Source organism: Larkinella humicola (assembly GCF_008727875.1).
Taxonomy (GTDB): Bacteria; Bacteroidota; Bacteroidia; order Cytophagales; family Spirosomataceae; genus Larkinella; species Larkinella humicola.
In genome coordinates, this window is sequence record NZ_VTWS01000006.1 from 191,776 (window position 1) to 217,478 (window position 25,703).

28 protein-coding genes are annotated in these 25,703 nt (G+C 49.8%); 12 read left to right on the forward strand and 16 right to left on the reverse strand.

The window, feature by feature from the left end:
* The first annotated feature begins 533 nt into the window (after positions 1 to 533).
* The 3 genes from F0P93_RS22275 to glgX all read left to right on the forward strand — a co-directional run bounded on the left by F0P93_RS22275 (position 534) and on the right by glgX (position 4,081).
* Positions 534 to 1,265, forward strand: a complete 732-nt coding sequence (locus F0P93_RS22275) for a YiaD family glycine zipper/OmpA-like lipoprotein (protein WP_150879950.1) — start codon at positions 534 to 536, stop codon at positions 1,263 to 1,265.
* 60 nt (positions 1,266 to 1,325) lie between these two features.
* The gene (locus tag F0P93_RS22280; RefSeq protein WP_150879951.1) at positions 1,326 to 1,781 is read left to right on the forward strand and encodes a ferritin-like domain-containing protein; all 456 of its coding nucleotides are present in this window, start codon (positions 1,326 to 1,328) and stop codon (positions 1,779 to 1,781) included.
* Between the two features lie 197 nt (positions 1,782 to 1,978).
* Positions 1,979 to 4,081: a glycogen debranching protein GlgX gene (gene glgX / locus F0P93_RS22285; RefSeq protein WP_150879952.1), complete on the forward strand. Its 2,103-nt coding sequence runs from the start codon at positions 1,979 to 1,981 to the stop codon at positions 4,079 to 4,081.
* 92 nt (positions 4,082 to 4,173) lie between these two features.
* Here glgX and F0P93_RS22290 read toward each other — a convergent pair whose 3' ends face one another.
* The 6 genes from F0P93_RS22290 to F0P93_RS22315 all read right to left on the reverse strand — a co-directional run bounded on the left by F0P93_RS22290 (position 4,174) and on the right by F0P93_RS22315 (position 8,725).
* Positions 4,174 to 4,902: a DUF3891 family protein gene (locus F0P93_RS22290; protein ID WP_150879953.1), complete on the reverse strand. Its 729-nt coding sequence runs from the start codon at positions 4,900 to 4,902 to the stop codon at positions 4,174 to 4,176.
* 80 nt (positions 4,903 to 4,982) lie between these two features.
* A complete protein-coding gene (locus F0P93_RS22295) occupies positions 4,983 to 5,486 on the reverse strand; it encodes a pyridoxamine 5'-phosphate oxidase family protein (protein WP_150879954.1) in 504 nt (167 codons plus the stop codon).
* 370 nt (positions 5,487 to 5,856) lie between these two features.
* Positions 5,857 to 6,261, reverse strand: a complete 405-nt coding sequence (locus tag F0P93_RS22300) for a four-helix bundle copper-binding protein (RefSeq protein WP_138992375.1) — start codon at positions 6,259 to 6,261, stop codon at positions 5,857 to 5,859.
* 94 nt (positions 6,262 to 6,355) lie between these two features.
* Positions 6,356 to 6,517 carry a DUF2188 domain-containing protein gene (locus F0P93_RS22305; RefSeq protein WP_225309601.1) on the reverse strand — a complete coding sequence of 54 codons (162 nt, stop codon included), beginning with the start codon at positions 6,515 to 6,517 and terminating at the stop codon, positions 6,356 to 6,358.
* A 308-nt stretch (positions 6,518 to 6,825) separates the two neighbouring features.
* Entirely contained in the window at positions 6,826 to 8,292 is a 1,467-nt protein-coding gene (locus tag F0P93_RS22310) for a hybrid sensor histidine kinase/response regulator (RefSeq protein WP_150879956.1), read from the reverse strand.
* Positions 8,276 to 8,725, reverse strand: a complete 450-nt coding sequence (locus F0P93_RS22315) for a response regulator (protein ID WP_150879957.1) — start codon at positions 8,723 to 8,725, stop codon at positions 8,276 to 8,278. The genes F0P93_RS22310 and F0P93_RS22315 overlap by 17 nt, the downstream gene beginning before the upstream one ends.
* Positions 8,726 to 9,043: 318 nt before the next feature.
* Between F0P93_RS22315 and F0P93_RS22320 the strand changes: the two genes are divergently transcribed.
* The gene (locus F0P93_RS22320; protein WP_150879958.1) at positions 9,044 to 9,670 is read left to right on the forward strand and encodes a porin family protein; all 627 of its coding nucleotides are present in this window, start codon (positions 9,044 to 9,046) and stop codon (positions 9,668 to 9,670) included.
* Positions 9,671 to 9,721: 51 nt separating this feature from the next.
* Here the strand turns inward: F0P93_RS22320 and F0P93_RS22325 are convergent, their stop codons facing one another.
* Positions 9,722 to 11,170, reverse strand: coding sequence for a sigma-54-dependent transcriptional regulator (locus tag F0P93_RS22325; RefSeq protein WP_150879959.1), 1,449 nt, complete (start codon positions 11,168 to 11,170; stop codon positions 9,722 to 9,724).
* Between the two features lie 48 nt (positions 11,171 to 11,218).
* Complete coding sequence (locus F0P93_RS22330) at positions 11,219 to 11,584, reverse strand: response regulator (RefSeq protein ID WP_114405021.1); 366 nt, start codon at positions 11,582 to 11,584, stop codon at positions 11,219 to 11,221.
* Positions 11,585 to 12,070: 486 nt separating this feature from the next.
* Here F0P93_RS22330 and F0P93_RS22335 point away from each other — a divergent pair, with 486 nt between their 5' ends.
* The 6 genes from F0P93_RS22335 to F0P93_RS22360 all read left to right on the forward strand — a co-directional run bounded on the left by F0P93_RS22335 (position 12,071) and on the right by F0P93_RS22360 (position 18,044).
* The gene (locus tag F0P93_RS22335; RefSeq protein ID WP_150879960.1) at positions 12,071 to 12,238 is read left to right on the forward strand and encodes a lmo0937 family membrane protein; all 168 of its coding nucleotides are present in this window, start codon (positions 12,071 to 12,073) and stop codon (positions 12,236 to 12,238) included.
* Between the two features lie 483 nt (positions 12,239 to 12,721).
* A complete protein-coding gene (locus F0P93_RS22340) occupies positions 12,722 to 13,009 on the forward strand; it encodes a YtxH domain-containing protein (RefSeq protein WP_150879961.1) in 288 nt (95 codons plus the stop codon).
* 50 nt (positions 13,010 to 13,059) lie between these two features.
* Positions 13,060 to 13,389, forward strand: coding sequence for a YtxH domain-containing protein (locus F0P93_RS22345; RefSeq protein WP_150879962.1), 330 nt, complete (start codon positions 13,060 to 13,062; stop codon positions 13,387 to 13,389).
* A 749-nt stretch (positions 13,390 to 14,138) separates the two neighbouring features.
* Complete coding sequence (locus F0P93_RS22350) at positions 14,139 to 14,816, forward strand: response regulator (protein ID WP_150879963.1); 678 nt, start codon at positions 14,139 to 14,141, stop codon at positions 14,814 to 14,816.
* Between the two features lie 30 nt (positions 14,817 to 14,846).
* On the forward strand, positions 14,847 to 16,262 hold the full coding sequence (locus F0P93_RS22355; protein ID WP_150879964.1) for a sensor histidine kinase: 1,416 nt from the start codon (positions 14,847 to 14,849) through the stop codon (positions 16,260 to 16,262).
* 96 nt (positions 16,263 to 16,358) lie between these two features.
* Entirely contained in the window at positions 16,359 to 18,044 is a 1,686-nt protein-coding gene (locus F0P93_RS22360; RefSeq protein WP_150879965.1) for a proton-conducting transporter transmembrane domain-containing protein, read from the forward strand.
* Between the two features lie 73 nt (positions 18,045 to 18,117).
* Here the strand turns inward: F0P93_RS22360 and F0P93_RS22365 are convergent, their stop codons facing one another.
* The 4 genes from F0P93_RS22365 to aroQ are packed head-to-tail and all read right to left on the reverse strand — an operon-like array spanning position 18,118 to position 20,619.
* Positions 18,118 to 18,582 (reverse strand): pyrophosphohydrolase domain-containing protein, encoded by a 465-nt coding sequence (locus F0P93_RS22365; RefSeq protein ID WP_150879966.1) that lies wholly within the window; start codon positions 18,580 to 18,582, stop codon positions 18,118 to 18,120.
* Positions 18,583 to 18,600: 18 nt separating this feature from the next.
* Positions 18,601 to 19,164: a MarC family protein gene (locus F0P93_RS22370; RefSeq protein ID WP_150879967.1), complete on the reverse strand. Its 564-nt coding sequence runs from the start codon at positions 19,162 to 19,164 to the stop codon at positions 18,601 to 18,603.
* Entirely contained in the window at positions 19,158 to 20,165 is a 1,008-nt protein-coding gene (locus F0P93_RS22375) for an aminotransferase class V-fold PLP-dependent enzyme (RefSeq protein ID WP_150879968.1), read from the reverse strand. The genes F0P93_RS22370 and F0P93_RS22375 overlap by 7 nt, the downstream gene beginning before the upstream one ends.
* 25 nt (positions 20,166 to 20,190) lie before the next feature.
* Complete coding sequence (aroQ, locus tag F0P93_RS22380; protein ID WP_114405031.1) at positions 20,191 to 20,619, reverse strand: type II 3-dehydroquinate dehydratase; 429 nt, start codon at positions 20,617 to 20,619, stop codon at positions 20,191 to 20,193.
* Between the two features lie 109 nt (positions 20,620 to 20,728).
* Here aroQ and xerD point away from each other — a divergent pair, with 109 nt between their 5' ends.
* Positions 20,729 to 21,625 (forward strand): site-specific tyrosine recombinase XerD, encoded by an 897-nt coding sequence (xerD, locus tag F0P93_RS22385; protein WP_150879969.1) that lies wholly within the window; start codon positions 20,729 to 20,731, stop codon positions 21,623 to 21,625.
* 100 nt (positions 21,626 to 21,725) lie between these two features.
* On the opposite strand, the gene F0P93_RS22390 is transcribed toward xerD, so the two are convergent.
* The 4 genes from F0P93_RS22390 to F0P93_RS22405 form a co-directional block, all read right to left on the reverse strand.
* Positions 21,726 to 22,262: a DUF8685 domain-containing protein gene (locus F0P93_RS22390; protein ID WP_150879970.1), complete on the reverse strand. Its 537-nt coding sequence runs from the start codon at positions 22,260 to 22,262 to the stop codon at positions 21,726 to 21,728.
* Between the two features lie 140 nt (positions 22,263 to 22,402).
* Positions 22,403 to 22,999, reverse strand: coding sequence for a class I SAM-dependent methyltransferase (locus F0P93_RS22395; RefSeq protein WP_150879971.1), 597 nt, complete (start codon positions 22,997 to 22,999; stop codon positions 22,403 to 22,405).
* Between the two features lie 54 nt (positions 23,000 to 23,053).
* Positions 23,054 to 23,272, reverse strand: coding sequence for a hypothetical protein (locus F0P93_RS22400; RefSeq protein ID WP_150879972.1), 219 nt, complete (start codon positions 23,270 to 23,272; stop codon positions 23,054 to 23,056).
* A complete protein-coding gene (locus F0P93_RS22405; RefSeq protein ID WP_150879973.1) occupies positions 23,269 to 23,772 on the reverse strand; it encodes a SixA phosphatase family protein in 504 nt (167 codons plus the stop codon). Before F0P93_RS22405 ends, F0P93_RS22400 begins: the two co-directional genes overlap by 4 nt.
* 329 nt (positions 23,773 to 24,101) lie before the next feature.
* Here F0P93_RS22405 and F0P93_RS22410 point away from each other — a divergent pair, with 329 nt between their 5' ends.
* Positions 24,102 to 25,697, forward strand: a complete 1,596-nt coding sequence (locus F0P93_RS22410; RefSeq protein ID WP_150879974.1) for a peptide chain release factor 3 — start codon at positions 24,102 to 24,104, stop codon at positions 25,695 to 25,697.
* Positions 25,698 to 25,703: the final 6 nt, after the last annotated feature.

Genomic DNA, 25,703 nt, shown 5'->3' on the forward strand with positions numbered 1-25,703 from the left:
GCATTAATGTCTTAAATTCTGATTGCCGTGCTTCTTTCAACATCTCGGCAAGGCGCGGAAAAGCCACGCTCCGCCGTAACCGTAACGTAATTGTTGAATCTCGAGAGTACATACACGTAGAGTAAACAGTACAATTTTGGTTGTTTACTTGCACAAATCAGGCCAATTATTTTCCTTTTGTAACCGTTTAGTAAAATAAGACAATATTACTGAAATATTTGAATTGGCAATCTACCAAAAACTAACATTTTATTTTGATCACTTTGAGTAATTTTTCCTTTCATTGAAATATGATTATAGTACTATTTATACTCATCTCCTTGGGTGTAGAAAGACTTCCCCAGCACCCGGCCTTTGTAGCTCCCTTTCCCCACTAACAATCCGCATCAACGTTCATTGAATGCTTAACACCAGGATAATACAAAGACCTGTCTATCAATATATTAAACGACAAAAAAGCACCATAACCGACCTGTTTCAGCAACTGGTACGGCTTTTGGCTCTTCTACGGTGAACCAATGTTTTATTTTACCATGATCAAGCACAGCCATTCTTTACAATTGCGTACAATGAGAGCGGTGGCACTGGTAGTAGCCGGAAGTATTCTTGCGGCTGGTACAATGACAGGATGTAAATCAATTCGAAAAAACACGAATAATACCCAGCGAGGTGCCATCATCGGAGCCGGGGCGGGGGCAGTTGCGGGTGGCCTCATTGGCCGCAAATCAGGCAACACCGCCGTGGGTGCTATCCTGGGCGCTACCGTGGGTGGCGCAGGGGGCGCATTAATCGGTCGTCAAATGGATAAACAGGCGGAAGAACTTCGCCGGAGACTCGAAAATGCTCGCATCGAACGCGTTGGTGAGGGGATCAAAATCACGTTTGATTCCGACTTCCTGTTTGATGTGGATCAATATAATTTAAAATCTGCGAATCGGGACAACATGACCAAACTGGCCGAAACCCTGAAAAAATACAACGATACGGAAGTGTTGATTGAAGGGCATGCCGACAATACCGGTTCCGATCAGCACAACCTGAAACTGTCGGAACGGCGGGCCAAAACCGTGGCCAAGCTACTACAGTCCGAAGGGATCAAAGGCAATCGTTTGACGGAGAAAGGCTATGGCGAAAGCCAGCCGCTGGCCGACAACAGCAGTGTTTCGGGCCGTCAGCAAAACCGCCGGGTTGAAGTCGCCATCTTTGCGAACGAAAAATTACGAAAAGCCGCCGAACGCGGAACAATCGGAAATATAAACAGTTAAACCTATACGCCCGCTCCGTCAGGGAGCGGGCGTATTCTAATCACTTTTCTTTTTAACGTTATGGAAGTAGGAAACACAAACAGCGAAATTCTAGACCGGTTGAACACGCTATTGACGCGTACACGTGACGGAGAACGAGGCTACCAGGAAGCCGCTGAAAATGTAAAGGATACGGAACTGAAGAGTTTATTCTTAGCCCAGTCGCGGCAGCGGAACGAATACGCTACGGAGATCGACCGCGAAATCCGGACCCTTGGCGGAGATCCGGAAAACAGCACCAGCCTCACCGCTGATCTGCACCGCGCCTGGATCAATATCAAAACCACCTTTACCGGAAACGACGACAAAGCCGTGGTGGAAGAATGCAAACGCGGAGATGGTCAGGCTCTGGAAGACTACCAGGAAATTCTGCAAAGCACCAGCCTGGCTGCCAGCACCCGCGAGCTGCTGCTTCGTCAGAAAGAACGGATCGAATCGGCCCATGCGTCGATGGCCCGTCTGGCCAATGTTGTATAACCTTTCCAGGTGAAAGGTAAGAAGTCCCGGATCCGGTGGATTCGGGACTTTTTTTTGTATCCAGAAACATTCTAAATCCACGAATAGTTGATCAATAGGCCGGCCAGCCCTTGCCAGGATTGACTTAAAAACCGCAGAAGCACGTTAAAAACCGCAGCGGAACCTGATTCAATGGCCCCGGAAACTGAATTATTATTATGGAAACCACCAATACTGTAGAAAACCCGGATGAGATCCGCTCCAGACCGGGAAAGCCCTATCCACTGGGCGCCACATGGGATGGCGAAGGTGTTAACTTCGCTCTGTTTAGTGAACACGCAACCGGCGTTATCCTGTGTCTGTTCGACGCGGAAGACCCTACCAAAGAAACCCAGCGGATTCCGCTGACGGAACGCACCGAACAAATCTGGCACATTTACCTCGACGCCATCCAGCCCGGGCAATTGTACGGATACCGCGTAGAAGGGCCGTTTGAACCCACGCAGGGCCTCGTATTCAATCCGAATAAGCTGCTGCTGGACCCGTACGCCAAAGCCATCAGCGGGCCTATTGAAAGCAATCTCGCTCAACTGGGCTTCGATCCGGACAACCAGGACGAAGACCGGTTTTCGAAACCGCAGGAAGATGACAGCGCCCCCTACGTACCGAAGTCGGTGGTGATTGACTCCACGTTTGATTGGGAAGATGACCAGCGACCCGACATCCCGCTCAATCGCTCGGTGATGTACGAATTGCACGTCAAAGGGTTCACAAAACTGCACCCCGAACTGCCAAAGAAAATCCGGGGAACCTACGCCGGCCTGGGCCGTCCCGAAGTTACAGACTACCTGAAATCGCTGGGAATCACGACGGTGGAACTGATGCCGGTTCACCAGTTTACAGGCGAAAGCTATTGGGGTTATAACTCGATCGGTTATTTTGCCCCCCACAGTGAATATGCCTCGAAAGACAAGATCGGCCATGCCGTCAACGAGTTCAAGGAAATGGTGAAAGCCCTGCACAAGGCCGGTATCGAAGTCGTTCTGGATGTGGTTTATAACCACACTGCTGAGGGAAACCAGCACGGGCCGACGCTGTCGTTCCGGGGCATCGACAACCCGTCTTACTACTGGCTCGTGGAAGGCAATGAAACGTACTACATGGATTATACGGGTACGGGTAATACGTTGAACATGAACCATCCGCGCACGCTGCAACTCGTAATGGACAGCCTGCGCTACTGGGTAAACGAAATGCACGTCGACGGTTTCCGGTTCGACCTGGCTACGGCCCTGGCCCATAGCCTGACGGCGGCCGGTCAGTTGTCGTCATTTCTGGAAACCATTCAGCAGGACCCGGTTCTGTCGCAGGTCAAACTAATTGCCGAACCCTGGGATGTGCAGTCGTATCACGTCGGCAACTTTCCGGTCAACTGGTCGGAATGGAATGGCAAATACCGGGATTGCGTTCGCGGATTCTGGAAAGGTGACACCGGACTGGCTGGCGAACTGGCCGCGCGGGTTTTGGGAAGCCCCGATCTCTATAACGACGGTCGCCAGCCCGCCAACAGCATCAACCTGATTACGGCCCATGACGGTTATACGCTCAATGACCTGGTGAGCTACAACGACAAGCACAACGAGGCTAATGGAGAAGATAACAAGGACGGCGCCAACGATAACCTGAGCTGGAACATGGGCGTGGAAGGTCCGACCGACGACGAGGGCATTGTGCGGGCGCGTGAACAGCAAAAACGAGCCTTTTTAGCGACCCTCCTTCTGAGCCAGGGAACACCAATGCTGGTAATGGGCGACGAATGTGGCCGGACCCAACAGGGCAACAACAACGCCTATTGCCAGGATAATGAAATTAGCTGGTTCAATTGGGAATGGACCGCCGATCAACAGGCGCTGTTCGATTTTACCCGCCAGCTTACGGCCCTGCGCCGGGAACTGCCGTTGCTGCGTCGCCGGAAATTCTACCGCACGGAGGAAATTGTCTGGCTCCGCAATGACGGAAAACCGATGACCGACCAAAACTGGAACGACGGGATTACCCGCTGTCTCGGCCTGCTGCTGGACGGAACCAAGGTGGATGAACAAGACGAAAACGGCGATGCGATTGGCGAAGGCCGGTTGCTGATCCTGTTCAACGCGTTCTGGGAACCCTTATCGTTCCAACTACCGAAACCCGGCCGGAAATACAAATGGCAGGTGCTGGTCAATACCGCAACGGATGCGACTGTTCCGCAGGAAGTTACCGCCCGTGAACCCTTCGAAATCAAGGAGCGGTCGGTGGTGCTTTTGAAGTTGAAGGAATGATGAGTTGTTGAATGATGAGTGATGAACGATGAATGGGCTTCGCCGACTATCATTCATCGTTCATCGTTCATCGCTCATCATTCAACAACTCATCATTCGCTTTTAAAATGCCATTCCTTCTCTTCAATCGGTGCTTTCTGAATGCAGTCGTACAACTCGGCATCGTCTTTGTAACTAAGTTGTTGCAACTGGTAGGCTTCGATTTGCAGTGAAAATCCGGGACTCTCGAAGGGCCAGGGATCAACGCCTACGGTTTGGTCGGGCCGTTGAAAAATGTAGTAGATTCTTCCGTCGGGGCCGGGACTGATTTCCAGTCGGCGGCCATACTCCGGAATCAGACCCTGGCAGAGAATGAGCGACAGGGCGTCGCACCATTGAATAAAGGCATATGCATAATCAACCTCTTTTTTAGAGCACTTCATCTGCCGGAGCCAACTCTTCTGGTTTTGTTTCTGCTGTTCCAGAAACGCCTTCAGCTCAGCACTTTGGTCGACCAATGACTCATAGAGAAAGGTAGCGTGTTTCGATACCATCAGGGCATTCCAGCGGCTTTTTTCCAGCGCGATCTCAACCATACGCCGGGCCTGTCCCACGGCGTATTCTTCAATCCGAAAATCCATCGGTGCACCCGCTGCCGTGAGGTGATTTTTGCCTTCCCAGGGTTCCTGTCCGTCGTCGTGTTCGGTCAGTGCCACGAGTGTTTCCACCCAGCGCTCCGGTCTCTTTGCTGCATTCCAATGCATTGCAACTTTGACCGCCAGCAATCCATGCGCTTGCTGATGAATTAATTCCCAACCAAAATCAGTGTTTTTAACAATCATACCGGATTTATTTTCAGCCTGATAAGCAAAAAAATGCCGGTCTTTTCAGACCGGCATCCCGCTTTATTTAGTGGAAGATACTACCGGTTTTCAACCAGTTTGTTTTCACCTTCTTGGTAGGTGTCACCGGTCAAAGCCGCCCGCGCCATTTCAAAAAGCCGTACCATCCGGCTTGAACTGGAATCCCAGTACTCAGCGGTTTCGGTATGCACTTTCAGGAGGGACAACGACGGATCGTCCTTGCCATCCGGAAACCACGGTTTGGCCATGGGCGACCACAGTTCCTCAATTTTTGCGCGATCCTGCAATGCCTGCGCCGTTCCGCTCACGGATACATACGAGGCATCCGACACATTGGCAAAAGCAACATTGACCTGGTAGTTCTGATCAATCTGATCGGTTTTCGGGGAATGCTCTTTCGTTAGAAACCACAAATCACCGTTTTCATCCACCTGCATCACAGCCATTGGACGGCTCACCAGCTTCCCGTTTTCGTCCCGGGTGGTCAACATGCCAATTCGAATGTCGTTGATCAGTTTGCTAACCTTTTCCATCCCCGCACTCCGTTCTTCTATAGTTTCCATACTGTTGTTGATTTAACGAAGAATAAAAGCCGGTTGCGATTTAGCTTTCGCTAAAACAACCGGCCCATCACTTTTAAATATCTATAACGGTGTTGATGACCAGTCCAGGGTCTTCATCGGAACACACATTTCAGAAGGGCTGGCGCAGCTTTCGTATAACCAGTTTCTGCTTGTTTCCTGCACCGGGGATTCACAATCCGTTTTAACGCGTCTGTTACCGTTACCCACCTGAACGTATGCTGTCTCTTTCGCCACTACCATACTGCTCACAACGACCCGTTTACCGACAGAATTTCCCGATGACCGATGGCCCGGCTGGTTGAAATACCAGCACCGTTTTTGTTACCAGTTTCGTCAGTTCCCTGACCGACTAGTTATAGAGCATTTCCTGACGGCCGAGCGCAACAAACAGTGTGCGTGACGTCTCGGTTTCTGTATCGGGCCGGAGGGTCATCTCCAGAATGGTCATGCACACGCGGATGCACTGGCGGCAAGTCGTTGCGATCTGGCAGGCGCGTTCAGCGCTCATCCGTTCGCATTCCTCAGCGCACTTTTCGCATACTTCGATGCAGGTTCGGGCCAGAAGACGCGTGTTTTCGGAACCCCGGACGTATAAAACCGCCACCTGACGACAGAGATCGGAACAGTCCAAACTCAAAAAAATGCAACGATACAACTCCTCAATGTCCTGCTGACGCGACAATTCCGTGGCGTATTCGTCGCAGGCCGTAGCGCAGCCTACCAACGTGTCGTAAATGTTTTTCTTCCAGATCATAACGTTTCAATTTTCCTGGGTTAGACTCTTTGCAAAAAAGGACTGAGATAAATAAGAGTGAAAGGAATGGTGTGGAGTACGAATCGCTACTGCCTTAAGCCACCTGACGGGATTCTACAAACCGTTGGCGTGCCCAGGCGCGGGCTTCGTAAATACTGGTCGAAATCGCTTCTTTCTTGTCAGGCACTTCCTGTTCCAGAAGCGAGTTGGCAATCTCAATCGCCTTGGCGCGGACGCTGGGCGGTAGCGAGCGCATTGCTGCGGGGAAATGGGTTTGATTCCAGACCATGTTCTTTATCGCTTGTTGATGCCAGGTATATTGAGATAATTATGCCAGACTAAATGCCACACCAGATGATCAATTTCAATATTCATAATCATCTGTCTATCAACAACATTACTTGAAAATCCCTCAATAAAATACAAAATTTTGCTGGACCATTTTCGGCGGTTTGTAGAAAATGGTTTCCTCACTGTGTATGAAACTCCACAGCTAAATCCATAAAAAATGGCCTCCGAATTTCTCAGAGGCCACGAGTTACTTTTCAGTGCCGATCGATGGATTCATATCTTGGGAAAAATGAGTCGGAACGTCGTCCCCTGCCCTTCCTGGCTTTCGACCTCGATCGACCCCCGGTGGCTATTGATGATGTTTTGAGTGGTGGTTAACCCCAGCCCCATACCACCCTGTTTCCCGGTAAAAAACGGATCGAAAAGCCGCTGGCGATTAGCTTCCGAAATTCCCGAGCCGTTGTCTTCCACACAGACCATGATGGCCCGCTCATTGATGGGAATGGTTTTCACCGTCAACACTCCCGTCATTTCTTTCATGGCTTCGACGGCGTTGATCAGAATGTTGAGCAAGGCGGTTTTAAACTGTTCCTTATCGAGTGGAACCGCACAGTCGTCGGTGGTGAAATCGGTCACCAGTTTCATCCCTTTCAACTGCAGCCGGTCATGAACCAGATACAGCGTATCCCGCACGGCGTCGTTGAGGTTGTGGGATGTCAACTCCAGATCACGGGGTTTCGATGAATTGAGCATCTCGGTGATCAACTGGCCAATGCGCTCGGCATTTCGGCGAATGATGTTGATGTAGAGTGACAAGCCCGGATCTTCGGGAGGCAAATCTTCTTTGAGTTGCTCGAGGGCCAGGTGCAGGTTGGTCAGCGGATTCCGCACCTCGTGGGCAATGCTGCGGGCAATCTGGCCGGTCATGCTCAGTTTTTCGGCAATCAACAGATCACGCTGGGCTTTCTTTTGCTGGGTAACATCCCGCACGATGGCCTGATACCAATTGGTAACGCCCCCCTTGTCGGGTATGGCAACGACCGAAAGCAGGCAATCGATCCGTTTGCGGTCTTTGCTAACCAGCACAATCTCGGTATCTTTCACCTGCTCCGACTCATCAATTTGCCGGCGCAACTGCTCGTAAACGTCTGCTTTATCAAACAGTTCACTAACGTTCATTTTTCGCAGTTCTTCGTCCGCATACCCCGTCAGTTTTTCGAGGGAAGGATTGATTTCCTGAAACTCAAAGTTGCGGTCGGTAACGAAAATAGCATCGATTGAACGTTCGAACAGCGAACGATATTTATTTTCCTTTTCGGCCAGTTCTCCCACCACATTGGCCTGCCGGAGGGCATAGCGAATGCTTCGTCCAAGCAGTTGGGCATCAATCCTGCCTTTCACCAGGTAATCGGCAGCACCCAGTTTCAGGGCCGAATAATCCACTTCCAGGTCGTCTTGTCCCGTTAGCAAAATCATCGGCGTCTGGCATCCGGCTTTAAACGCTTCGTGAATCAGCTCGATGCCGGTCCGCTCGCCCAGGCGATAGTCAACCAGGTACACATCGTAGGCGTTTTGATAAATGTGATCCAGGGCTGAATTAAAATCACTGACCCAATCGAGGTGAATGTTGGCATTGTCGCGGGTAGAAACCAGCGATTTCGTCAGGACAAAATCGTCTTCATCATCCTCAACCAGCAGCACCCGGATGGGTTTTTCCGAGAGTTCATCGGGTTGAGTCATCAGGTAGGGAAACGGTGTCAATCCAGTATTTTTTTATGGTGGTTGTGATGTCGAGTAACGTACTAAAGTCAAACGGTTTGGAGATGTACGAACTTACCCCCAAATCGTAGGTGCGCAGAATATCTTCTTCGGCGGTCGAGGTCGTTAATACAACGACGGGGATTTGCCGGAATTGCTCGTTGGCTTTGATTTCACGCAGGGCCTGAATCCCGTTTTTTCGGGGCATATTCAGATCGAGCAGTATCAGGCTGGGTCGCATGGCCGATTCATACGGCGTCCGCTGGTACAGAAAATCCATGAGTTCCTCTCCATCTTCCACAAAATATAAATCCGATGTCAGGTTACATTCCCGAAACGCCTGTTCGATCAACAGGCGATCATCGGCATCGTCGTCAGCAATCAGAATGCTGGTAGTTAATTGTTTATTCGTCATTCGAGTGGATATAAAAGAAAACCATCGGGTTTTGCCTCACTAAAGACAAAAGTACGTCTGCTATCCTCGTTTAGAGGAACAAGTTTCTATTTCAGGTGTTTTGCGAAACCATTAAATCTTACTTCCTGACTTCTACAGTTTGAGTAGGATCTTCCACAGAAACTGTTTTCCGTGAACCCAAAAACCGGTCGAAGCAACCTACCGCAGCAAACACAAAAAGCCTGACTATCAACGTAATACACCTAACCACCTGTTCACTTGTACGGTTTGGCACAGAATTGTCAGGAACTGTTGCGTATAACAAACCTATTTTACTCCATGAAAAGCTCGATTGTTAGATTGCTTGTTGCCTCTGTTCTGATTAGCAGCCTACCGGTTTTAGAAGTCTCGGCCCAGACCACTCCCCGGACCGGTATCAAAGGCGGATTGAATGCCAGCACACTTTATCTGAACAACGTCGATGATCGCAACGAACGGATTGGTTTTCACGTTGGTCTTTTCACCCAGATTCCGGTGACGTCTTTCTTTGTCATTCAGCCTGAACTTCAATACACTACCAAAGGCGTTTCGGCCAACTATAACCTACTGGGTAACACCGGCAAAAATAATTTTAACCTGAATTATGTGGAACTCCCGGTTCTGGCCACGTTCAAACTGGGCAATTCCGTCGATCTGCAGGCCGGACCTTACGCATCCTATCTTGTAAGTTCGAAGGTAACGACAGACGGTGACTTCGGTTCTGATTACCGCAACATTAACCGGGATAATTTCAACACCTTCGACTATGGCATTGCCGGCGGTTTGAACATTTACTTCGGAAAAGCCCTGTTGGGATTGCGCTACGGACAGGGTCTGCAGCCGGTGGCGAAAGATGGTGCCGCCCGTTTGCTCATGGGAAAAGCGAAAAACGCCGTTGGTCAGGTTTCGCTGGGATTTGCGTTTTAATGCTCCGTTTGCCCTTACACCTCCTGAAAAAGTGTAAGGGCAAACGAACTGTCAAAGATGAATATCGTATGCTTTCAGCTTATTATACAGCGTCTTACGGTCTATGTTCAGGACTTCAGCGGCTTTGGTTTTGTTATAACCGGTTTTCTCAAGAACTTTAATGATAGCCGCCCGCTCAGCGTTTTCCGACACGGATTTGAGGTTGTTGGCGGGGGCTGCCGTGGAAACTGCCGAGCCGTTCTCCTCCATCACATAAGTCGGTGAAATAATCTCGTAGGGCAGACAATCCAGCGTAATAAAATCACCCTGCGACAGCAGAACAGCGCGCTTCACAACGTTCTGAATTTCACGCAAATTACCGTGCCAATAGTAATCCTTTAGTCGATCCTTCACCTCATCGTCGAATCCGAGAACGTTTTTCTCTAGCTGGTCGTTGGCGATTTCCAGAAAATGTTCGGCAAAGAGCAGAATGTCGGCCTTGCGATCGCGCAGGGGAGCCAGTTCAATGCGAAACTCATCCAGGCGGTGAAAAATATCTTCCCGGAAACGACCCTGTCGAACCGCTTCGCGCAAATCCTCATTGGTGGCCACCAGAATTCGGACATCGACAACGATGTCGGTATTACTGCCAATCCGGCGTATTTTTCGCTCCTGCAAAACGCGCAGGAGTTTGATCTGATTTTCATACGAGAGGTTACCAATCTCATCCAGGAACAACGTACCGCCGTTAGCGTACTCAAAGCTGCCCATCTTATCGGACATAGCCCCCGTGAAAGCGCCTTTGGTGTGTCCAAACAGTTCGCTGCCCGCCAGTTCTTTCGACAACGCCCCGCAATCAATGGCGACGAACGGTTTGCCGGCCCGTTTGCTTTTTTGATGGATGGCATTCGCAACAAACTCCTTGCCTGTTCCGGTTTCGCCGGTAATGATTACCGACATGTTGGTGGGCGCAATGAGGTCGATGTGTTTCTGAAGCATTTCGGCCGACCGGCTTTTTCCGAAGATAAACCGTTTGCCACCACTGACCATTGTGGCAGATTTGGCCGCCCGGGCCACGGGTTTTACCGGACTGGTTTCGGGCGCGTCCTCTCCATCATCTGAAAAAGACCCACTCAGCGACCGCACATCGGTCTTCTGGTTGCGTCGTTCCAGGGCACTTTTGATGGTATACAGGATTTCGTCTGGGTACAGGGGTTTGGTTACGTAGTCATACGCACCGTGTTTCACCGTTTGCACCGCCATTCGAACATCAGAATACCCGGTGATAATGATAACGGCCGTGGAGGGATCAAGGATCTTTATCCGGCGCAGCATTTCAAGGCCGTCGACATCGGGTAGCTTGAAATCGCAGATAACCAGCTCAAACGGTTCTTTTCGCAGCAAGGCCAAGCCGTCATCTCCTCGTTGAACAGAAGCCGTCTTATACCCTTGTTTTGACAAAAATCGTTCTAAAAGCAGGCATATATCCGTATTATCGTCAACGATTAAGATCCTTTCCATAGAGGGACAGTTACAGTGCCCAGTTACTTAATGAGGGGATAAAGTTAACTAAACTTGGATATATTGTAAAGCTTGTTCGATGGTCTTGCGATTAAAAGGTTTGCCGATAAAGTAATCGGCTCCCTCCTGCGAAGCACGTTTGCGTTCCGCAATTCCATCAAAAGCACTGATCATGATCACTTTCGTGTTGGTGGTGCTCGTTCGGATGTGAGACAACAATTCAAAGCCAACGCCATCGGGTAGGCTCAAATCCAGAAACACGGCATCATAAGCCTGCTGGGCCAGTCGTTGACGGCCCTCTTCCAGAAAGTTGGCACAGGTCGGCTGATAACCCATTCGCTTTAATAAACCGGAAAGCAATAGACAAATATCTGCTTCGTCATCGACGATAAGTACCCGTTTCGTATTTGTCATGTTCGATAATACCGGCTTATATTGACTCCCGGTTTGCCAGCCCCTCATGCTCTCCACAGTTTTATCACGTTTTTCATCTTACAAATGTTACGTCGGATACACTATAGATAATAATGTGCCTAAATTTGTCCATTTTATCAAATACCGCTTAATAACCCGATTTAACACAAAATTAATGCTTAAGTAATTAAAAAAAGCAAACCATTCTCCGGCAAAGCCAGAATAAGGGCGTTTCGGTTTTGCAATCAGACGTTTTTTTTCTACACTAATTTCTACACCTGTAGATTTTTCTCCACATTCCTCTTTTCATCATTTAAGACACACAAATCAACAGATAGTCATTTTCATGGGAATACTTCTATTAATCAATTAATTTTTGCATTTTTTAACGATAGTACATTTGCTTTAAAGCCTTTGGCATAAGATTTTCATATAAAGGAGACAGAAGCATCGATTACTTAACATTTTGACTCTGAACCGAACGCTATGGGAAACTTACTTTACACAGTCGCAGTAATACTAATCATTATCTGGGCTTTGGGTTTTTTTGGCATACTCGGTGCTGGCATTGCCGGCAGTAATTTAATCCACATCTTATTAGTAATAGCAATCGTTGCCATTCTTCTCCGTGTCATCCGTGGCAGGGGAGTCTGATATTCTCACATCATTTAAAAACGCCGTTGACCCTGTGGTCAATCCAACAAGACACAATTGCTTCGTACAGTACGGAAAGCAATGCGTTTAGGTTTAGGTGGTTTCATTTTAGGTTAAGTACAAGTTACGGTGGGTACGGAATCCCTGCATCAGATTTGAGTGCAGGGATTTTTTGTTATTTCCATCTCCGGCCAGGCACTTTCCTGCCGGATAAGCCAACCTGCTTCAGTTTACCTTGCCAGCCATCATCTGCCAGTCGGGGTCAACCAGCAATTGGTTTCTACAGTTTGTAGAAATTATTCCTCATTGTTCCGAAAAACCGTTGTTTTGAGCAAGCTCAAAAATAAATTAAAATCCTTCTGGTAATCAATCGTTTAGCTCTTCATTATGGGGTTAGCAATCGAGTATGGTACGAATTTTTCTATAAGTGCAGTGTTATCCGCCGTGAGCGGTAGTTTTTTCACTTAAACCGTTTGAAAGGTTATGAAACCGAACTTCAGTGGACTGGTCGTTGCGATATTGACAGGTGCAGCCTTGGGTCTTTTATTAGCACCGCGCAGTGGGAAAGATACCCGCAAAAAAATTACAAATGACTCTGATAAGTTTCTGAAAGATTTGCAGGACACCATTTCGAATGGCTTCAACAGCATCCGGAATCAATATGACGATGCGCGGGAAAACCTGTCTTCCAAATACAATGACGCGGTTGATACCGTAGCGTCTCGCACGAAGGGGGCGGTTGAACGCGTTGAACGCAATTCTAAACATTAATTAATTAATTTGCTACCTTCATACGTCGCAAACATAAATAAGGAAACACCATGAAAAGTTCAAGAGATTTTCTGTTAGGATTTATTACAGGCGTAGTAGCAGGCATTTTGACGGCGCCCAAGAGCGGGCAGGAAAGCCGCCAATGGATTCAGGACGAAGCCGACAAACGCACAAAAGATCTTCAGGATCAATGGAGTAAGGGTGTTGAGCAGGTTAAATCCCAGGTCGAGCAGGTTAAGTCACAGGTAAACCAGTGGACTGGTAAACTGCAGGACGAGAGCGAAACCAAAAAAGAGAAGTTTAACGACAACGTTGACAATCTGGCCAACAAGGCACACAGTGGCGTAGATTCTGCCAAACAATCGATCAAAATCGACTGATCGGCCCGTTGCCCTCCGGCTCAAACCGGGGCTTCAATCTCACTCAATTGATTTACTCAACGATATGATCAGTGGCGAAACGTCGGGATTACCCGGCGTTTCGCTTTTTTGTTACTCAATTTATCTGCAACTTGTGCCTGCCAAACCAACAGTAGATTTTGGCAAATGGGCAAAAAACGGCATTTCCACAAGCAGAATGGCGGTTTTTCAACAGAATCAAACTGAATTCTGCTTAGGCCAGAAAATAACTAAGTAGTTTTCTTTGATTTTTTGGAGAAATTTTAATGTCTATGCTGTAAACAACTATTATATTTGCATACTAATTGTAGAAACAACATATTAAAGATAAAGATCCGGTTTATGATCGGGTCACAAACAAAAACAGCCTAAGCCTGAACGGGCGGCTGTTTTTAAATGGTGTGGATATAGTCGGAAAGCTATTCGGGCAGTCTCGGATAGCTTTTTTGTTTTACAGGCGTCCGGGTTTTCACCTGATTTTAACCTGTCTTTAACATCGGTTTAATCTACTCCGTCTACTTTTGTTTATCAAAATTCCGCTGTAAGTCAGCTAGTTTCTTACATCAGGGAGGTTGAACATCAAAGCTGATGCAAATTAGCTTTGAATGGTGTGGATAGGATGAAAAAAGCTACCTGAAGATATATTTCGGGTAGCTTTTTTGTTTTATTGCGTTATATATGGTATTTCGACCTTGATTCATTCACATCGGGGTACGCTATTCTTGGCAAGTATGAAAATTCTGGTAGTAGAAGACGAACCTAAACTCGCTTCATTCGTGAAGAAGGGCCTGGAAGAACAGTCGTTCGAGGTTGATGTGGCGTTTGATGGACAAATCGGACGAACGATGGCTCTGAGCAATAGTTACGACGTGATTGTACTTGATGTGAACGTTCCGAAAATGAACGGCTACGATCTGGCGAAATCGCTGCGCTCCGAGAACATTAAAACACCCATTCTGATGCTGACAGCCATGGGTTCGCTCGATAACAAAGTGGCCGGTTTTGAAGCGGGGGCCGACGATTATCTGGTTAAGCCCTTCGAGTTTCGCGAACTGCTGGCCCGGCTGCGGGCATTGAGCAAACGGACGATCGACACAAGTCAGCAGTCGAACCTACTGAAAGTAGCCGATCTGGAACTGGATCTGAACGAAAAAATCGCCCGGCGGGGTGGCAAACGAATCGAACTCACCGCTAAAGAATTTGCCTTGCTGGAATACCTGATGCGCAACCGGAGCCGGGTCGTTTCCCGGATCGACATCGCCGAAAAAGTGTGGGACATTCACTTCGACACCGGTACGAACGTCATCGATGTGTATGTCAATTTCCTGCGCAAAAAAGTAGACAAAGATTTCCCGGTCAAATTGATTCATACCGTCATCGGGATGGGATACATGTTAAAAGAGGAATAGCGCTTCGCAGCCTCCTTTCACCTTACTGCCATGAACATCAGAACCCGGCTCACGGTCCTTTTTGCGCTGCTGGTTGGTTCAATCATCCTGCTGTTTTCCCTCACCATCTACTATTTGTTCGATCAGTATCGCGAGCGGGAGTTCTATGACCGTCTCCGCCAGAATGCGCTGGCAACCGCCCAATTGCTGGAGAATGTGGAGGTGAGCGGGATTACGGACAAAATGCTGCAGCAGATCGAACTGAATTACATGTCGCTCTACAAAGGACATGTAACCATCTTTTTGCCCAACAACCGGATTCTGCATTCGACCGATTCCAAACGGGAGGTGATTTCCCTTCAGTTTCTGGAACAGGTTCGGAATGGCAAGGAAATTTTCAGGCGCAACGGCATGGTGGAAACCCTCGGTGTCCGGTTTACCGACCGCCATAACCGCATCCTGGTAATCGTGGCAACGGCTATCGACCGTTACGGTTTTACCAAGATCGAATGGTTGCGGGATATTCTGGTGATTAGCTGGATCGTCAGCATGGGCATTGTTCTGCTGGCGGGGTGGTTTTTTGCCGGCGATGCCCTCAAACCCGTTTCCGACATCATCGATCAGGTTAACGACATTTCGGCTACCAACATCTACGCCCGGCTGCGCATCGGACGACCCAAGGACGAGCTGGCCAAGCTGGCGGCTACATTCAACGAAATGCTCGAACGGCTGGAGCAGGCGTTTATTCTTCAGAAAAACTTCGTTTCCCATGCCTCGCATGAACTGCTGACCCCGCTGACGGTGATGATGGGTCAGGTCGATGTAACCCTGATGCAGCCCCGCAAAGAATATGAATACAAACAGGCCCTGGAAAGTGTGCTGGAAGAAGGCAAAAAAATGAACAGCCTGGTCAACGGTCTGCTCGAACTGGCGCGGGTGAATGCCGACGCTGCCACGCTATCCTTTAAACCGGTGCGAATCGACGAGTTGCTCTGGCAGGGGCGCAGTCGGTTGCTGCAAAAGAATGAAGAATACCGGATCGATATCGAATACGAAAAACTCCCCGGCAACGAAGAAGAACTGATTGTGATGGGCGAAGAATCGCTCCTGCAAATGGCTTTTCAGAACCTGATCGAAAACGGCTGCAAGTATTCGAAAGACCGGCACATCGTGGTGACACTAAACGCAGGGGATGACGACATCAAACTGACGTTTACCGACCATGGATACGGTATTCCACCGGAAGACATTCCCCATCTGTTCGAGCCCTTTTTTCGGTCCGAAACCACCTCCGGAATCATCGGGCATGGCATCGGGCTGGCCCTCACCTACCGCATCATCACCATCCACAAGGGCCAGATCCGGGTGGAATCGGAAATCGGAAAAGGCACTTCCGTGGAAGTAACCGTACCGGTTCGCAAGGTTGTTTCAACCGAAAAACCGGTGGCTTTTGAACTGGACGAGTAAGGCCAAATACCGATTTAACCGGTTTTTAACTTGCCCTTAATTCTCTTTTAACAGCATTCCTTCACCTTTGACTTCATAGCTACAAGCCACTTGTACATGGAGTCTGCTGTTTTCATCTTTACTGCTGGTTGTAGCCTGGGCGTGTTTTTGTTCCGGGGGCAGACGAAGTATTATTTCAGCCTTTTCCTCCACATTCTCCTTATCGTTACTGCATCTTCCTGGGCTTTCCGCGCGCTGTCGGCCGGTGGGCTGATGCAATTCAATCTGCTGGAACAGGCCGGTTTTCTTTTACCCGTCAACATCGACAGTCTGTCGGCCTTTTTTTTGGGTGTCATCAGTCTGACCATGCTGACGGGCGTGCTGTTTGCTAATGGATATTTAAAGCGGTATCGCCAAACCCAATCGGATCGCCAACTGTCGTTTCACCACCTGGCGCTCCTGTGGCTCCACTTGTCCATGATTCTGGTTTGTACGCTGCGCGGAGGAGTCGCGTTTATGATTTCGTGGGAGCTGATGGCTCTGGCGGCATTTGGGCTGGTAATTTTCGAAGGCGAACGAAAAGATATCCTCAGAACCGGTTATACGTACCTGCTCCAGATTCAAATTGGGTTTGCGTTTATCCTCGTGGCCTTTCTGATTGCCGGTTCGCAAGGACATTCTTTTGGTTTCGATAGCTTCGGTGCCTACTTTGTGACCCACAAACCGTTACCGGTTTTCCTGCTGCTGTTCATCGGATTCGGCAGTTATGCGGGATTCGTTCCTTTGCATAGCTGGCTCCCTCAAACGCAGCTAACGGCTCCATCGCACGTCTCTGCCATCATGTCGGGCGTACTGATTCAACTGGGCCTGTACGGCATTCTGCGGGTGCTGACCTATATCCATACCGACCTGGTTCCCATTGCCTTCCTCATCCTTGTTTTCTCGCTCCTGTCGGGGCTGGTTGGGATCCGGAACACCTTTTTCCAACACGATGGCAAGAAATGGCTGGCCTACAGCAGCATTGCCAACACCGGAGTTATTGGCATCGGGGTCGGGGTCGGATTACTGGGAATTGCTTTTAACGTTCCCGCTCTGGCCGCACTGGGGTTTACGGGGGGTATTTTACACATCGCCAACCATGCCTTGTCCAAGTCGCTGCTGTTTTTTGGCATTGGTTCCATTTACCGGGCTACAAACACCCGGAACATCGACCAGTTGGGCGGTTTGATCCGAACCATGCCGAGAACCTCGTTTTTGTTCCTCCTCGGTGCGCTGGCCCTTTGCGGGTTGCCTCCCTTCAACGGCTTTGTGTCTGAATTTCTGATTTATCGTGGGCTTATCAAGGGCCTTTCCCTGCCTGTCGGCATTCTGAATCTGGCGATCTGGGCGGTTTTTTTGGGCCTCATCCTGATCAGCGGCTTCACGATAGTGGGTTTCACGAAAATCTTTGAAACGGCGTTCCTGGGAACTCCCCGCTCCGAATCCGCAGCACACGCTAAAGAAGTGACCGATGACCTGCTGGTGCCCCAGTTGCTGGCGAGCCTTTTCATACTGACGATCAGTATCTGGCCCACGTTTTTCCTGAGACTAACCGGCAAGGTGTCGGCTTTATACGTCACTGACCTGCATCCAATCGACGCGGCTGGCCCCACGCTGGCGTATGTCGGCAGTATTGGAGCCACACTGGTTGGAGTTACACTTTTTGTCCTGTGGGTTCGGCATAAACCGCCTAAGCCTATTCGTTTCGACTATCATCCGCCCAATTCGTTTCGTAAGCCCAAAAAAGAACACGGGTTTGGGTAACCCTCAATTATCTGTAATTTATTTAGGTTATTTCAGGCTCAGGCCGGTCGATCGACCGGCCTGACTTTTTAGTCTATGTCAGAAACCCTTCCAGAGAGGCTGGCGAATAATTGACGTTTTTCAGCGTTTTGTTGTCGGCTGTGCGATACACCAGGTATTTCCCATCGGACTCCACGTAATGGCATTCTACGCCTTTTGCCTGGTAATGGCGAACGGTTGCTTCGGCTTCTTCCACCGTCAGACAGGCTTTGCTGAGGTTCGAACGCTGGACTTCGTCAAATAAGGCTTTGAACCGGTCGCCCAGCCCGAATTCCAGAATGGCGCCAGCCAGCACATACTGCAAATCGCAGAGCGCGTCGGCTACTTCCACCAGGTCTTTTTCCAGAATGGCGACTTCCAGTTCTTTCAATTCCTCGGCCAGCAGCGCAACGCGGAGCTGACAGCGGGTTTCGGACGGAATCTGAGGGGTTTCTAAAACCGGGTGGTGAAAAGTCCGGTGAAATTCGGCAACAGCGTTTAATGAATCGGGCGTTTGCATTGACCTGGATGACAGTGATTAAAAATTATTCTTAATGAGTTTGATCGAAATCGCCAGCAAAATAATGCCGAAAACCTTCCGCAGAATATTGATTCCGCCCGGTCCCAGCCGGTTTTCAATCCAGGCTGACGACTTCAGGACGGCGTAAATCAGCACCAGATTAATCAGAATTCCGATCAGAATATTGGCCGTTGCATACTCCGCTTTCAGCGACAGAATGGTCGTCATGGTTCCGGCACCCGCAATGAGCGGAAAAGCAATCGGAACGATATGGGTGGCCCCAGCCCCGTGATCATCGGCCTTGAAGATGTTCCGGCCCAGAATCATTTCCAGCCCCAGCAAAAAGATGATCAGCGCACCCGCCACGGCAAATGACGATACATCGACGCCGAACAGCTTCAGGATAGACTCCCCCACAAACAGGAACGCCACCATGAGCAAAGCCGACGCCAGCGTCGCCTTCTCCGACTCGATCTTGCCGGTTTTCTTGCGAAGATCGATGATGACCGGCAGCGAACCGACCACATCGATGACCGAAAACAGAATGAGCGTAACGGAAATGATTTCTTTAAAATTCAGCATAGGTATCCACGCAAAAACCGTTTCAATGTATCCATTTCCCATTCCTCAATAGCCGGAAAATTAGCAATCCGGAAGGTGTTCGATTTCCAGTCGCCATACCCGTTACCGAGGGTAATCCCGGCATTTTGCGCAGCGGTTTTCACGGCCCGGATGGCTTCTTCGCTCCCCTGAACAGCAATCACCGTGTCCGACCGCTGTTCGGGATTCCCGATCAGCAATTCCCAGGCGGTTTCTTTTTCGATAAACTCGTACCAGTCTGCTGCCCGGCTGCGCAATAGGGCATCGATTTCCGAAATAGGCCCAACCTGCTGCAACACCCTCATTAACAGATAAATACCCAACCCGTTTGGCGTAAATTGCGTCTGGTATTTCGTGATGTTTTCGTGAAGGAACAACAGGCTGTTGTAATACTGACGGTCGGCGATGATCTCCGCCTGTTTGAGCGCATCGGGCGAATATATCAATACTGCCAGACCCGCCGGCAAACCCAGGCACTTCTGAACCGAGGCAAACCAGACATCGGCCAGCGACCAGTCGAACACCAAACCGCCCAGCGACGAAACCGCATCGACGGCAATCAAACCGCTGAATTCCCGCCGAAACTGCGCCAGGGTGTCCATTCGAACCTGCGTTCCATTGGACGTCTCGTTCTGCACCACGCACAACACATCGGCTTCACCCGGCAAAATCATCGGTTTGATCCGGTGGGCATATTCCATCCATTTCTTCCCGAAAGCGCCCCCGTATGGATGCAGGCTCGTGGTCACCGTCAGTGATTGGGCGACAATTTCCCAGCACTCCGTGGCCGAGGAGACGAACGCAATGTGATAGTCCGCCGGAATTGCCAGTTTTTCGTGCAGCAACCGAAGCGTTTCCTTCACAATGTCCATAAAACCGGCAGACCGGTGATTCAGGCTCACTACGCCCGACCGGATGGCTTCCTGCGCATAGTCGGCCACTTGTGGATAGACTTTTGACGGACCGGGATAAAAGGTGATCATTGCTACTCTACTGAATGACAGATCGTTATTTTTCCAGACTCAGCAAATACCGCACCGCCAGATCGTAACCCAACAACCCCAGTCCAAGAATAACACCCTTGCATTTCGCGGACAAATAGCTATGGTGCCGAAACGATTCGCGGGCGTGCACATTGGAAATGTGCACTTCGACCGCCGGGGCCGGAACCGCCGACAGCGCATCGGCCAGGGCGATGGAGGTGTGCGTATACGCCCCGGCATTGATCACGATGCCGTCGATGGTGAAGCCCAGTTCGTGAATTTTATCGATCAGTTCACCCTCGTGGTTGGATTGAAAATACCGGATTTGCACGTCGGGAAACGCCTGTTCGATGGTTTCCAGGTAGTCGACAAACGTGCGGCTGCCGTAAATTTCGGGTTCACGTTTCCCCAGCAGGTTGAGGTTAGGTCCGTTTAGAATCAGAATCTGTTTCATGGGTAAAAGAGTTGAGCCGCCGGGCGACCCTTTACAAATTACGGACGCCGATGATTGCGGTTCCGGGAATTAAGCCGTACTTCGCAATCTGTACTCCGTCGATGATACTGTGTGGCAAAGTTACATTAACGCTTTTAAAAACTACCTGAAACTGGAACGTTCGCTGGCCGAAAATTCCGTTGAAGCGTATTTGCATGATATCAGCAAATTGCACGAATTTCTGGCGTTAACCGGTGATCCGGTGGCGCCGACGCAGGTCACGGAAGACCTGATTTTCGATTTTCTGGCCTACCTGACCGACTTGGGCTTGTCGGCCCAGTCACAGGCCCGGATTCTTTCCGGGTTGAAAGCCTTCTACAAATTTCTGCTGCTGGAAAACGAGATTCAAACCGACCCGACGCAACTCATCGACGGCCCCAAACTGAGCCGAAAACTTCCTGACACCCTGAGTTTTCCCGAAATCGAAGCCCTTCTGAGTGCCATTGACCTATCTACCCCCGCAGGTACCCGCGACCGCGCCATGATCGAAGTGCTGTATAGCTCCGGGCTGCGGGTGTCCGAACTCCTGGATTTGCGGCTGACCAGTTGTTATTTCGAAGTCGGTTTTATCCGCATCAGAGGGAAAGGCAACAAGATGCGGCTGGTGCCGATTGGAAAAGACGCCATCAAATACACCACGCTCTACGTCGACCACGTTCGGAGTCAACTGGAGATTCAAAAGGGGGCCGAAGATACGGTTTTCCTGAACCTGCGGGGGAGTTCGCTGTCGCGGGTGTCGGTATTCAAAACCATCAAAAAACTGGCCCTTGCAGCCGGTATTCAAAAGGAGATCAGTCCGCACACGTTCCGGCATTCGTTCGCGACGCATCTGATCGAAGGCGGGGCCGATTTACGGGCAGTGCAGCAGATGCTCGGCCACGAATCCATCACGACCACCGAGATTTACACCCACCTCGACCGCGATTATTTGAAGCAGATCATTACGGATTTTCACCCCCGATCCTAAAAAATTCCAAAGCCTGGAAAACAAAAGTACCCGCCATCAAAAATAGCGGGTACTAATCTCGTCGGTTAACCCTAACCCAAATCACATTAGCTTTTAGTAGTTAAGAATCTCCGGTGTTTTTTTCGCCGGAGAAATACTGTTCAGGTTGTTTGAACAATACGTTAAATGACGTCATACTGCCGTATATCCGGGTAATGTATTGTTGTATGTTGACTTTTTCTTCATCATCGATCGAACTGGCGTTGACGCGTTGTTCCAATACCCGCAACCGGTCGCGCATCATCACGATTTTGTGAAAGAACGCATCAATCGGTATTTCCTTCGACGCCAGATCCGTCCGACCCGGTTTTAAAATCATCTTTCCCCCTTTCCACTTATCGCCCAGCGGCACAACTTCCGAAACATCCGCCCATTTTTGCAGAATTCGGGAAAGGGACTGCTCCACATCGAAAAGGCTCACCAGATCGCTATCCGGTTCCACCAGCTCGATGATCTCCAGTGGGGTGGTCAGCTTTACTATTTTGACGCCAGTTTCGATAAAAGTCACAACATACCCATTCGATTTTACATTAATAAGCACCCCAACACCGAATTCGGCGTGTCGCACCCGCGACCCAATTCCTAAAATAATATCCATAGAAAGTCTTTTTTGCATGGCTATACACAAACCGTGTACCAGAAAAAAATGATGGGTTATGAATGATGCACGATGAATTAAAAAGACCGATGTGCTGCAGATCGTGATAGCTCCACCCTGATTGATTCATCGTTCATCATTCATAACCCATCATTCCTCTTCGGTAGCAACACCTTACAGACGCAGGTGGATTTTGAGGTTACGGTTTTGGCTTCATCCAGGAGTTCGAAACCGTCTTTGATGCCCTGCCAAAGCGCGTCACTGTGCTTGTGGTCGTTGATGGTAACCAGGAGTAAACCGTTCGCCTTAAGGTGCGTGGCAAAGCGCTGGAGGGTCTTGAGGGGATGTTTGCTGTAATAAATCGACTCGTTGAAAACAATCATGTCGAACTGGCCGGTTGGCGCGTATTTATCCATATCGGCCACCAGATACGTACACTTTTCATCGGCCTGGGCCTGCGCATTTTTGATGGCGCTGTCGGAAATGTCGAAAGCCACAAACCGGCCATAATTCTGGGTTTGCAGCCGCTGTTGCAAAAAACCTTCCCCACACCCAATTTCCAGAATCTCCGGCTGACCGGGTTTCAGAAATTTAATGTAGCCCACAATGACACTGAACCGCGCCAGTTCGTCGAGTCCTTTCAGCCCATCCCACAAGCCTTTGTCATACTGGTAATTCCAGCGGTCGCGATCGATACGGAGTATTTTACGTTTGAAAAATGAAGTGAGGGCTTGCATACGGTTTTGGATGGGTTCGGCAAAAAAGAGAAAACTTAGGCAAAAAAGGCGGCCCTAGCGACTTGTGCTGTCCTCAACGAACAGCGTATCGGCTACATCCAGCGCGGCCGAATCCAGGGCCGTTCCGTCGAGCTCGGTGGGCAAAGCGCGTTCGAGCTGGCGTTTTTTGTTCCAGGGTGCTGTCGTTCGTCGTCCCATGTCGACAGCGATGAAAATAACAATGAGGGTAAAGATGAGGGCAGCGATAAACAGGATGCGCCGGTTTTTATTCATGATTCTTTCAATTTTTTGGGCGAAACCAGTTCCACCAGATGACCCGTCCGGCCGGAGATAGCCGCCCAGTCGAGGTCCTCAAATTCGATGATGGCAACGGCTCCCTTGCTCATCGAACCCACATCCGCGTGCGTCAGGTATTCCGCGAAATAGGAGATGTCGGGGTTGTGACCGAACAACATCACGGATTGGCAGTTTTTATCCATGCCATTTATGGCCGCAATATACGCCTTTGGCCCGCCATCGAACAATTTTGGCTCCAATACCATCCGGTCCGGGTCGAGGTGTAATTGTTCGGCCATCACTTTTCCGGTATCCCGGGCACGGTTGGCGGTGCTACTGATGAGACAATCCGGTTTTATGCCCTGCTCGGCGAGATGATGTCCGACGCGGGCGGCTGCCATAATGCCTTCCGGAACCAGATCGCGGTCGTGGTCACGCTGGAAACTCGCCCGATCTTCCGCTTTGGCGTGCCGGACGAGGTATACTGTTTTCTTCATGTGCTTAGGTTAAGCTAAGTCGTTTTTTTCCAAAACTACTAATTCTGTCGAAAAGACAATCAGTCAACTCACCGAGTCTTTGGATTGTTGCTTAACCCGCCCCTGAAAATTTCGTATCTTTGTGTTTAGCCCTTTCGCTTTCGCCCCTAAATCCCCTAAAGGGGACTCGGACGCAGCTTAATCCGGATGCTATAAGTCCGGCAGCGGCCGACCGGCCTTTAGGGGATTTAAGGGCGAAAGGGCTAAGAATTATCAGATATAAATCCAGGTTTTTTAACGCCAAATTAAGAACCATACATGGCTCGCTGCTGCGGCCATTCCGATCCATAATGAGTACGACACAGGAAATCAGCCGTCGCCGAACGTTTGCGATTATCAGTCACCCGGATGCCGGAAAGACGACATTGACCGAAAAACTGCTGCTTTTCGGGGGCGCCATCCAAACCGCTGGCGCCGTTAAGTCGAATAAAATCAAGAAGTCGGCCACCTCCGACTTTATGGAAATTGAAAAGCAACGCGGAATTTCGGTCGCCACGTCGGTGATGACGTTTGAGTATAAAGACCTCAAAATCAACATTCTCGACACACCGGGCCACAAGGATTTCGCGGAAGATACCTACCGCACACTGACAGCGGTCGATAGTGTTATCCTCGTCATCGACTGCGTGAAAGGCGTGGAAGAACAAACCGAGCGGCTGATGGAAGTGTGCCGGATGCGCGATACGCCGGTGATCATTTTCATCAATAAACTTGACCGCGAAGGCCAGGATCCGTTCGATTTGCTGGACGAACTGGAATCCAAACTCAACCTTCGCGTCCGCCCGCTGACGTGGCCGGTCAACATGGGATCGGATTTCAAAGGTGTTTACAGCCTGTATGATAAAACGATGAATTTCTTCCGCGTCAACAAAACGAAAGTGGAAGAGGATATTCTCGAAATTGACATCAATACGCCGGTTCTGGAACAAAAAGTGGGCGAACGCGATGCCGAACAACTGCGCGAAGACGCCGAACTGATCGAAGGAATTTATGATCCGTTCGACCGGCAAACCTACCTGGAAGGCAAAGTAGCCCCGGTATTTTTCGGGTCGGCAGTCAACAACTTCGGCGTCAAAGAGCTGCTCGACACGTTCTGCAGCATTTCGCCCGAACCCATCGCCCGCGCCACCGACAAACGCGTTGTGTTTCCCGATGAACCGAAATTCACCGGTTTTGTCTTTAAAATTCACGCCAACCTCGACCCGCGCCACCGCGACCGGATCGCGTTTCTACGCATCTGCTCGGGGGTTTTTGAACGGGGGAAGTTTTATCACCACACCCGCCTGGACAAAGATGTGCGATTTTCGAGCCCGTTCAGTTTCATGGCCGACAGCAAAAGCATTGTGGATGAAGGCTTCCCGGGCGACGTTGTCGGTCTGTACGACACCGGCTCGTTCAAAATCGGGGACACGCTGACTGAGGGCGAAGACATGCGCTACGTCGGCATTCCGAGTTTCTCGCCCGAGATTTTTAAGGAGCTGATCAATTCGGACCCGATGAAATCCAAGCAACTGGAAAAGGGAATTCAGCAGTTGACCGACGAGGGAGTAGCCCAGTTGTTTACGATGATGAGCGGAAACCGGAAAATTGTCGGCACCGTTGGGGAGCTTCAGTTCGATGTGATTCAGTACCGGCTCGAGCACGAATACGGGGCCAAATGCCGCTGGACGACCATGCCGGTTTCCAAAGCCTGCTGGCTGACGTCGGACGATAAGAAAAAACTGGACGAATTTATCCGCCTGAAAGGACTGGCCATTGCCTACGACAAAGACACTAACCCGGTTTTTCTGGCCGAATCCGACTGGATTCTGCGGATGAACATGCAGAACAACCCCGACATCAAGTTTCACTTTACTTCGGAATTTAAGACGGCAGTGGAAGCCTAACGTTCT

Excerpts from the sequence above, each read along its gene's own strand:
- F0P93_RS22320 (WP_150879958.1), top strand. The coding sequence starts at position 9,044 with ATGAAAAGCTCGATTGTTAGATTGCTTGTTGCCTCTGTTCTGATTAGC.
- F0P93_RS22310 (WP_150879956.1), bottom strand. The coding sequence starts at position 8,292 with ATGACTCAACCCGATGAACTCTCGGAAAAACCCATCCGGGTGCTGCTG.
- F0P93_RS22330 (WP_114405021.1), bottom strand. The coding sequence starts at position 11,584 with ATGACAAATACGAAACGGGTACTTATCGTCGATGACGAAGCAGATATT.
- F0P93_RS22375 (WP_150879968.1), bottom strand. The coding sequence starts at position 20,165 with ATGATCACCTTTTATCCCGGTCCGTCAAAAGTCTATCCACAAGTGGCC.
- glgX (WP_150879952.1), top strand. The coding sequence starts at position 1,979 with ATGGAAACCACCAATACTGTAGAAAACCCGGATGAGATCCGCTCCAGA.
- F0P93_RS22390 (WP_150879970.1), bottom strand. The coding sequence starts at position 22,262 with ATGGATATTATTTTAGGAATTGGGTCGCGGGTGCGACACGCCGAATTC.
- F0P93_RS22335 (WP_150879960.1), top strand. The coding sequence starts at position 12,071 with ATGGGAAACTTACTTTACACAGTCGCAGTAATACTAATCATTATCTGG.
- F0P93_RS22405 (WP_150879973.1), bottom strand. The coding sequence starts at position 23,772 with ATGAAGAAAACAGTATACCTCGTCCGGCACGCCAAAGCGGAAGATCGG.
- F0P93_RS22280 (WP_150879951.1), top strand. The coding sequence starts at position 1,326 with ATGGAAGTAGGAAACACAAACAGCGAAATTCTAGACCGGTTGAACACG.
- F0P93_RS22360 (WP_150879965.1), top strand. The coding sequence starts at position 16,359 with ATGGAGTCTGCTGTTTTCATCTTTACTGCTGGTTGTAGCCTGGGCGTG.
- F0P93_RS22370 (WP_150879967.1), bottom strand. The coding sequence starts at position 19,164 with ATGCTGAATTTTAAAGAAATCATTTCCGTTACGCTCATTCTGTTTTCG.
- F0P93_RS22325 (WP_150879959.1), bottom strand. The coding sequence starts at position 11,170 with ATGGAAAGGATCTTAATCGTTGACGATAATACGGATATATGCCTGCTT.
- F0P93_RS22355 (WP_150879964.1), top strand. The coding sequence starts at position 14,847 with ATGAACATCAGAACCCGGCTCACGGTCCTTTTTGCGCTGCTGGTTGGT.
- F0P93_RS22410 (WP_150879974.1), top strand. The coding sequence starts at position 24,102 with ATGAGTACGACACAGGAAATCAGCCGTCGCCGAACGTTTGCGATTATC.
- F0P93_RS22315 (WP_150879957.1), bottom strand. The coding sequence starts at position 8,725 with ATGACGAATAAACAATTAACTACCAGCATTCTGATTGCTGACGACGAT.
- F0P93_RS22275 (WP_150879950.1), top strand. The coding sequence starts at position 534 with ATGATCAAGCACAGCCATTCTTTACAATTGCGTACAATGAGAGCGGTG.
- aroQ (WP_114405031.1), bottom strand. The coding sequence starts at position 20,619 with ATGAAACAGATTCTGATTCTAAACGGACCTAACCTCAACCTGCTGGGG.
- F0P93_RS22290 (WP_150879953.1), bottom strand. The coding sequence starts at position 4,902 with ATGATTGTTAAAAACACTGATTTTGGTTGGGAATTAATTCATCAGCAA.
- F0P93_RS22350 (WP_150879963.1), top strand. The coding sequence starts at position 14,139 with ATGAAAATTCTGGTAGTAGAAGACGAACCTAAACTCGCTTCATTCGTG.
- F0P93_RS22365 (WP_150879966.1), bottom strand. The coding sequence starts at position 18,582 with ATGCAAACGCCCGATTCATTAAACGCTGTTGCCGAATTTCACCGGACT.
- F0P93_RS22400 (WP_150879972.1), bottom strand. The coding sequence starts at position 23,272 with ATGAATAAAAACCGGCGCATCCTGTTTATCGCTGCCCTCATCTTTACC.
- F0P93_RS22395 (WP_150879971.1), bottom strand. The coding sequence starts at position 22,999 with ATGCAAGCCCTCACTTCATTTTTCAAACGTAAAATACTCCGTATCGAT.
- F0P93_RS22345 (WP_150879962.1), top strand. The coding sequence starts at position 13,060 with ATGAAAAGTTCAAGAGATTTTCTGTTAGGATTTATTACAGGCGTAGTA.
- F0P93_RS22300 (WP_138992375.1), bottom strand. The coding sequence starts at position 6,261 with ATGATCTGGAAGAAAAACATTTACGACACGTTGGTAGGCTGCGCTACG.
- F0P93_RS22295 (WP_150879954.1), bottom strand. The coding sequence starts at position 5,486 with ATGGAAACTATAGAAGAACGGAGTGCGGGGATGGAAAAGGTTAGCAAA.
- F0P93_RS22340 (WP_150879961.1), top strand. The coding sequence starts at position 12,722 with ATGAAACCGAACTTCAGTGGACTGGTCGTTGCGATATTGACAGGTGCA.
- F0P93_RS22305 (WP_225309601.1), bottom strand. The coding sequence starts at position 6,517 with ATGCGCTCGCTACCGCCCAGCGTCCGCGCCAAGGCGATTGAGATTGCC.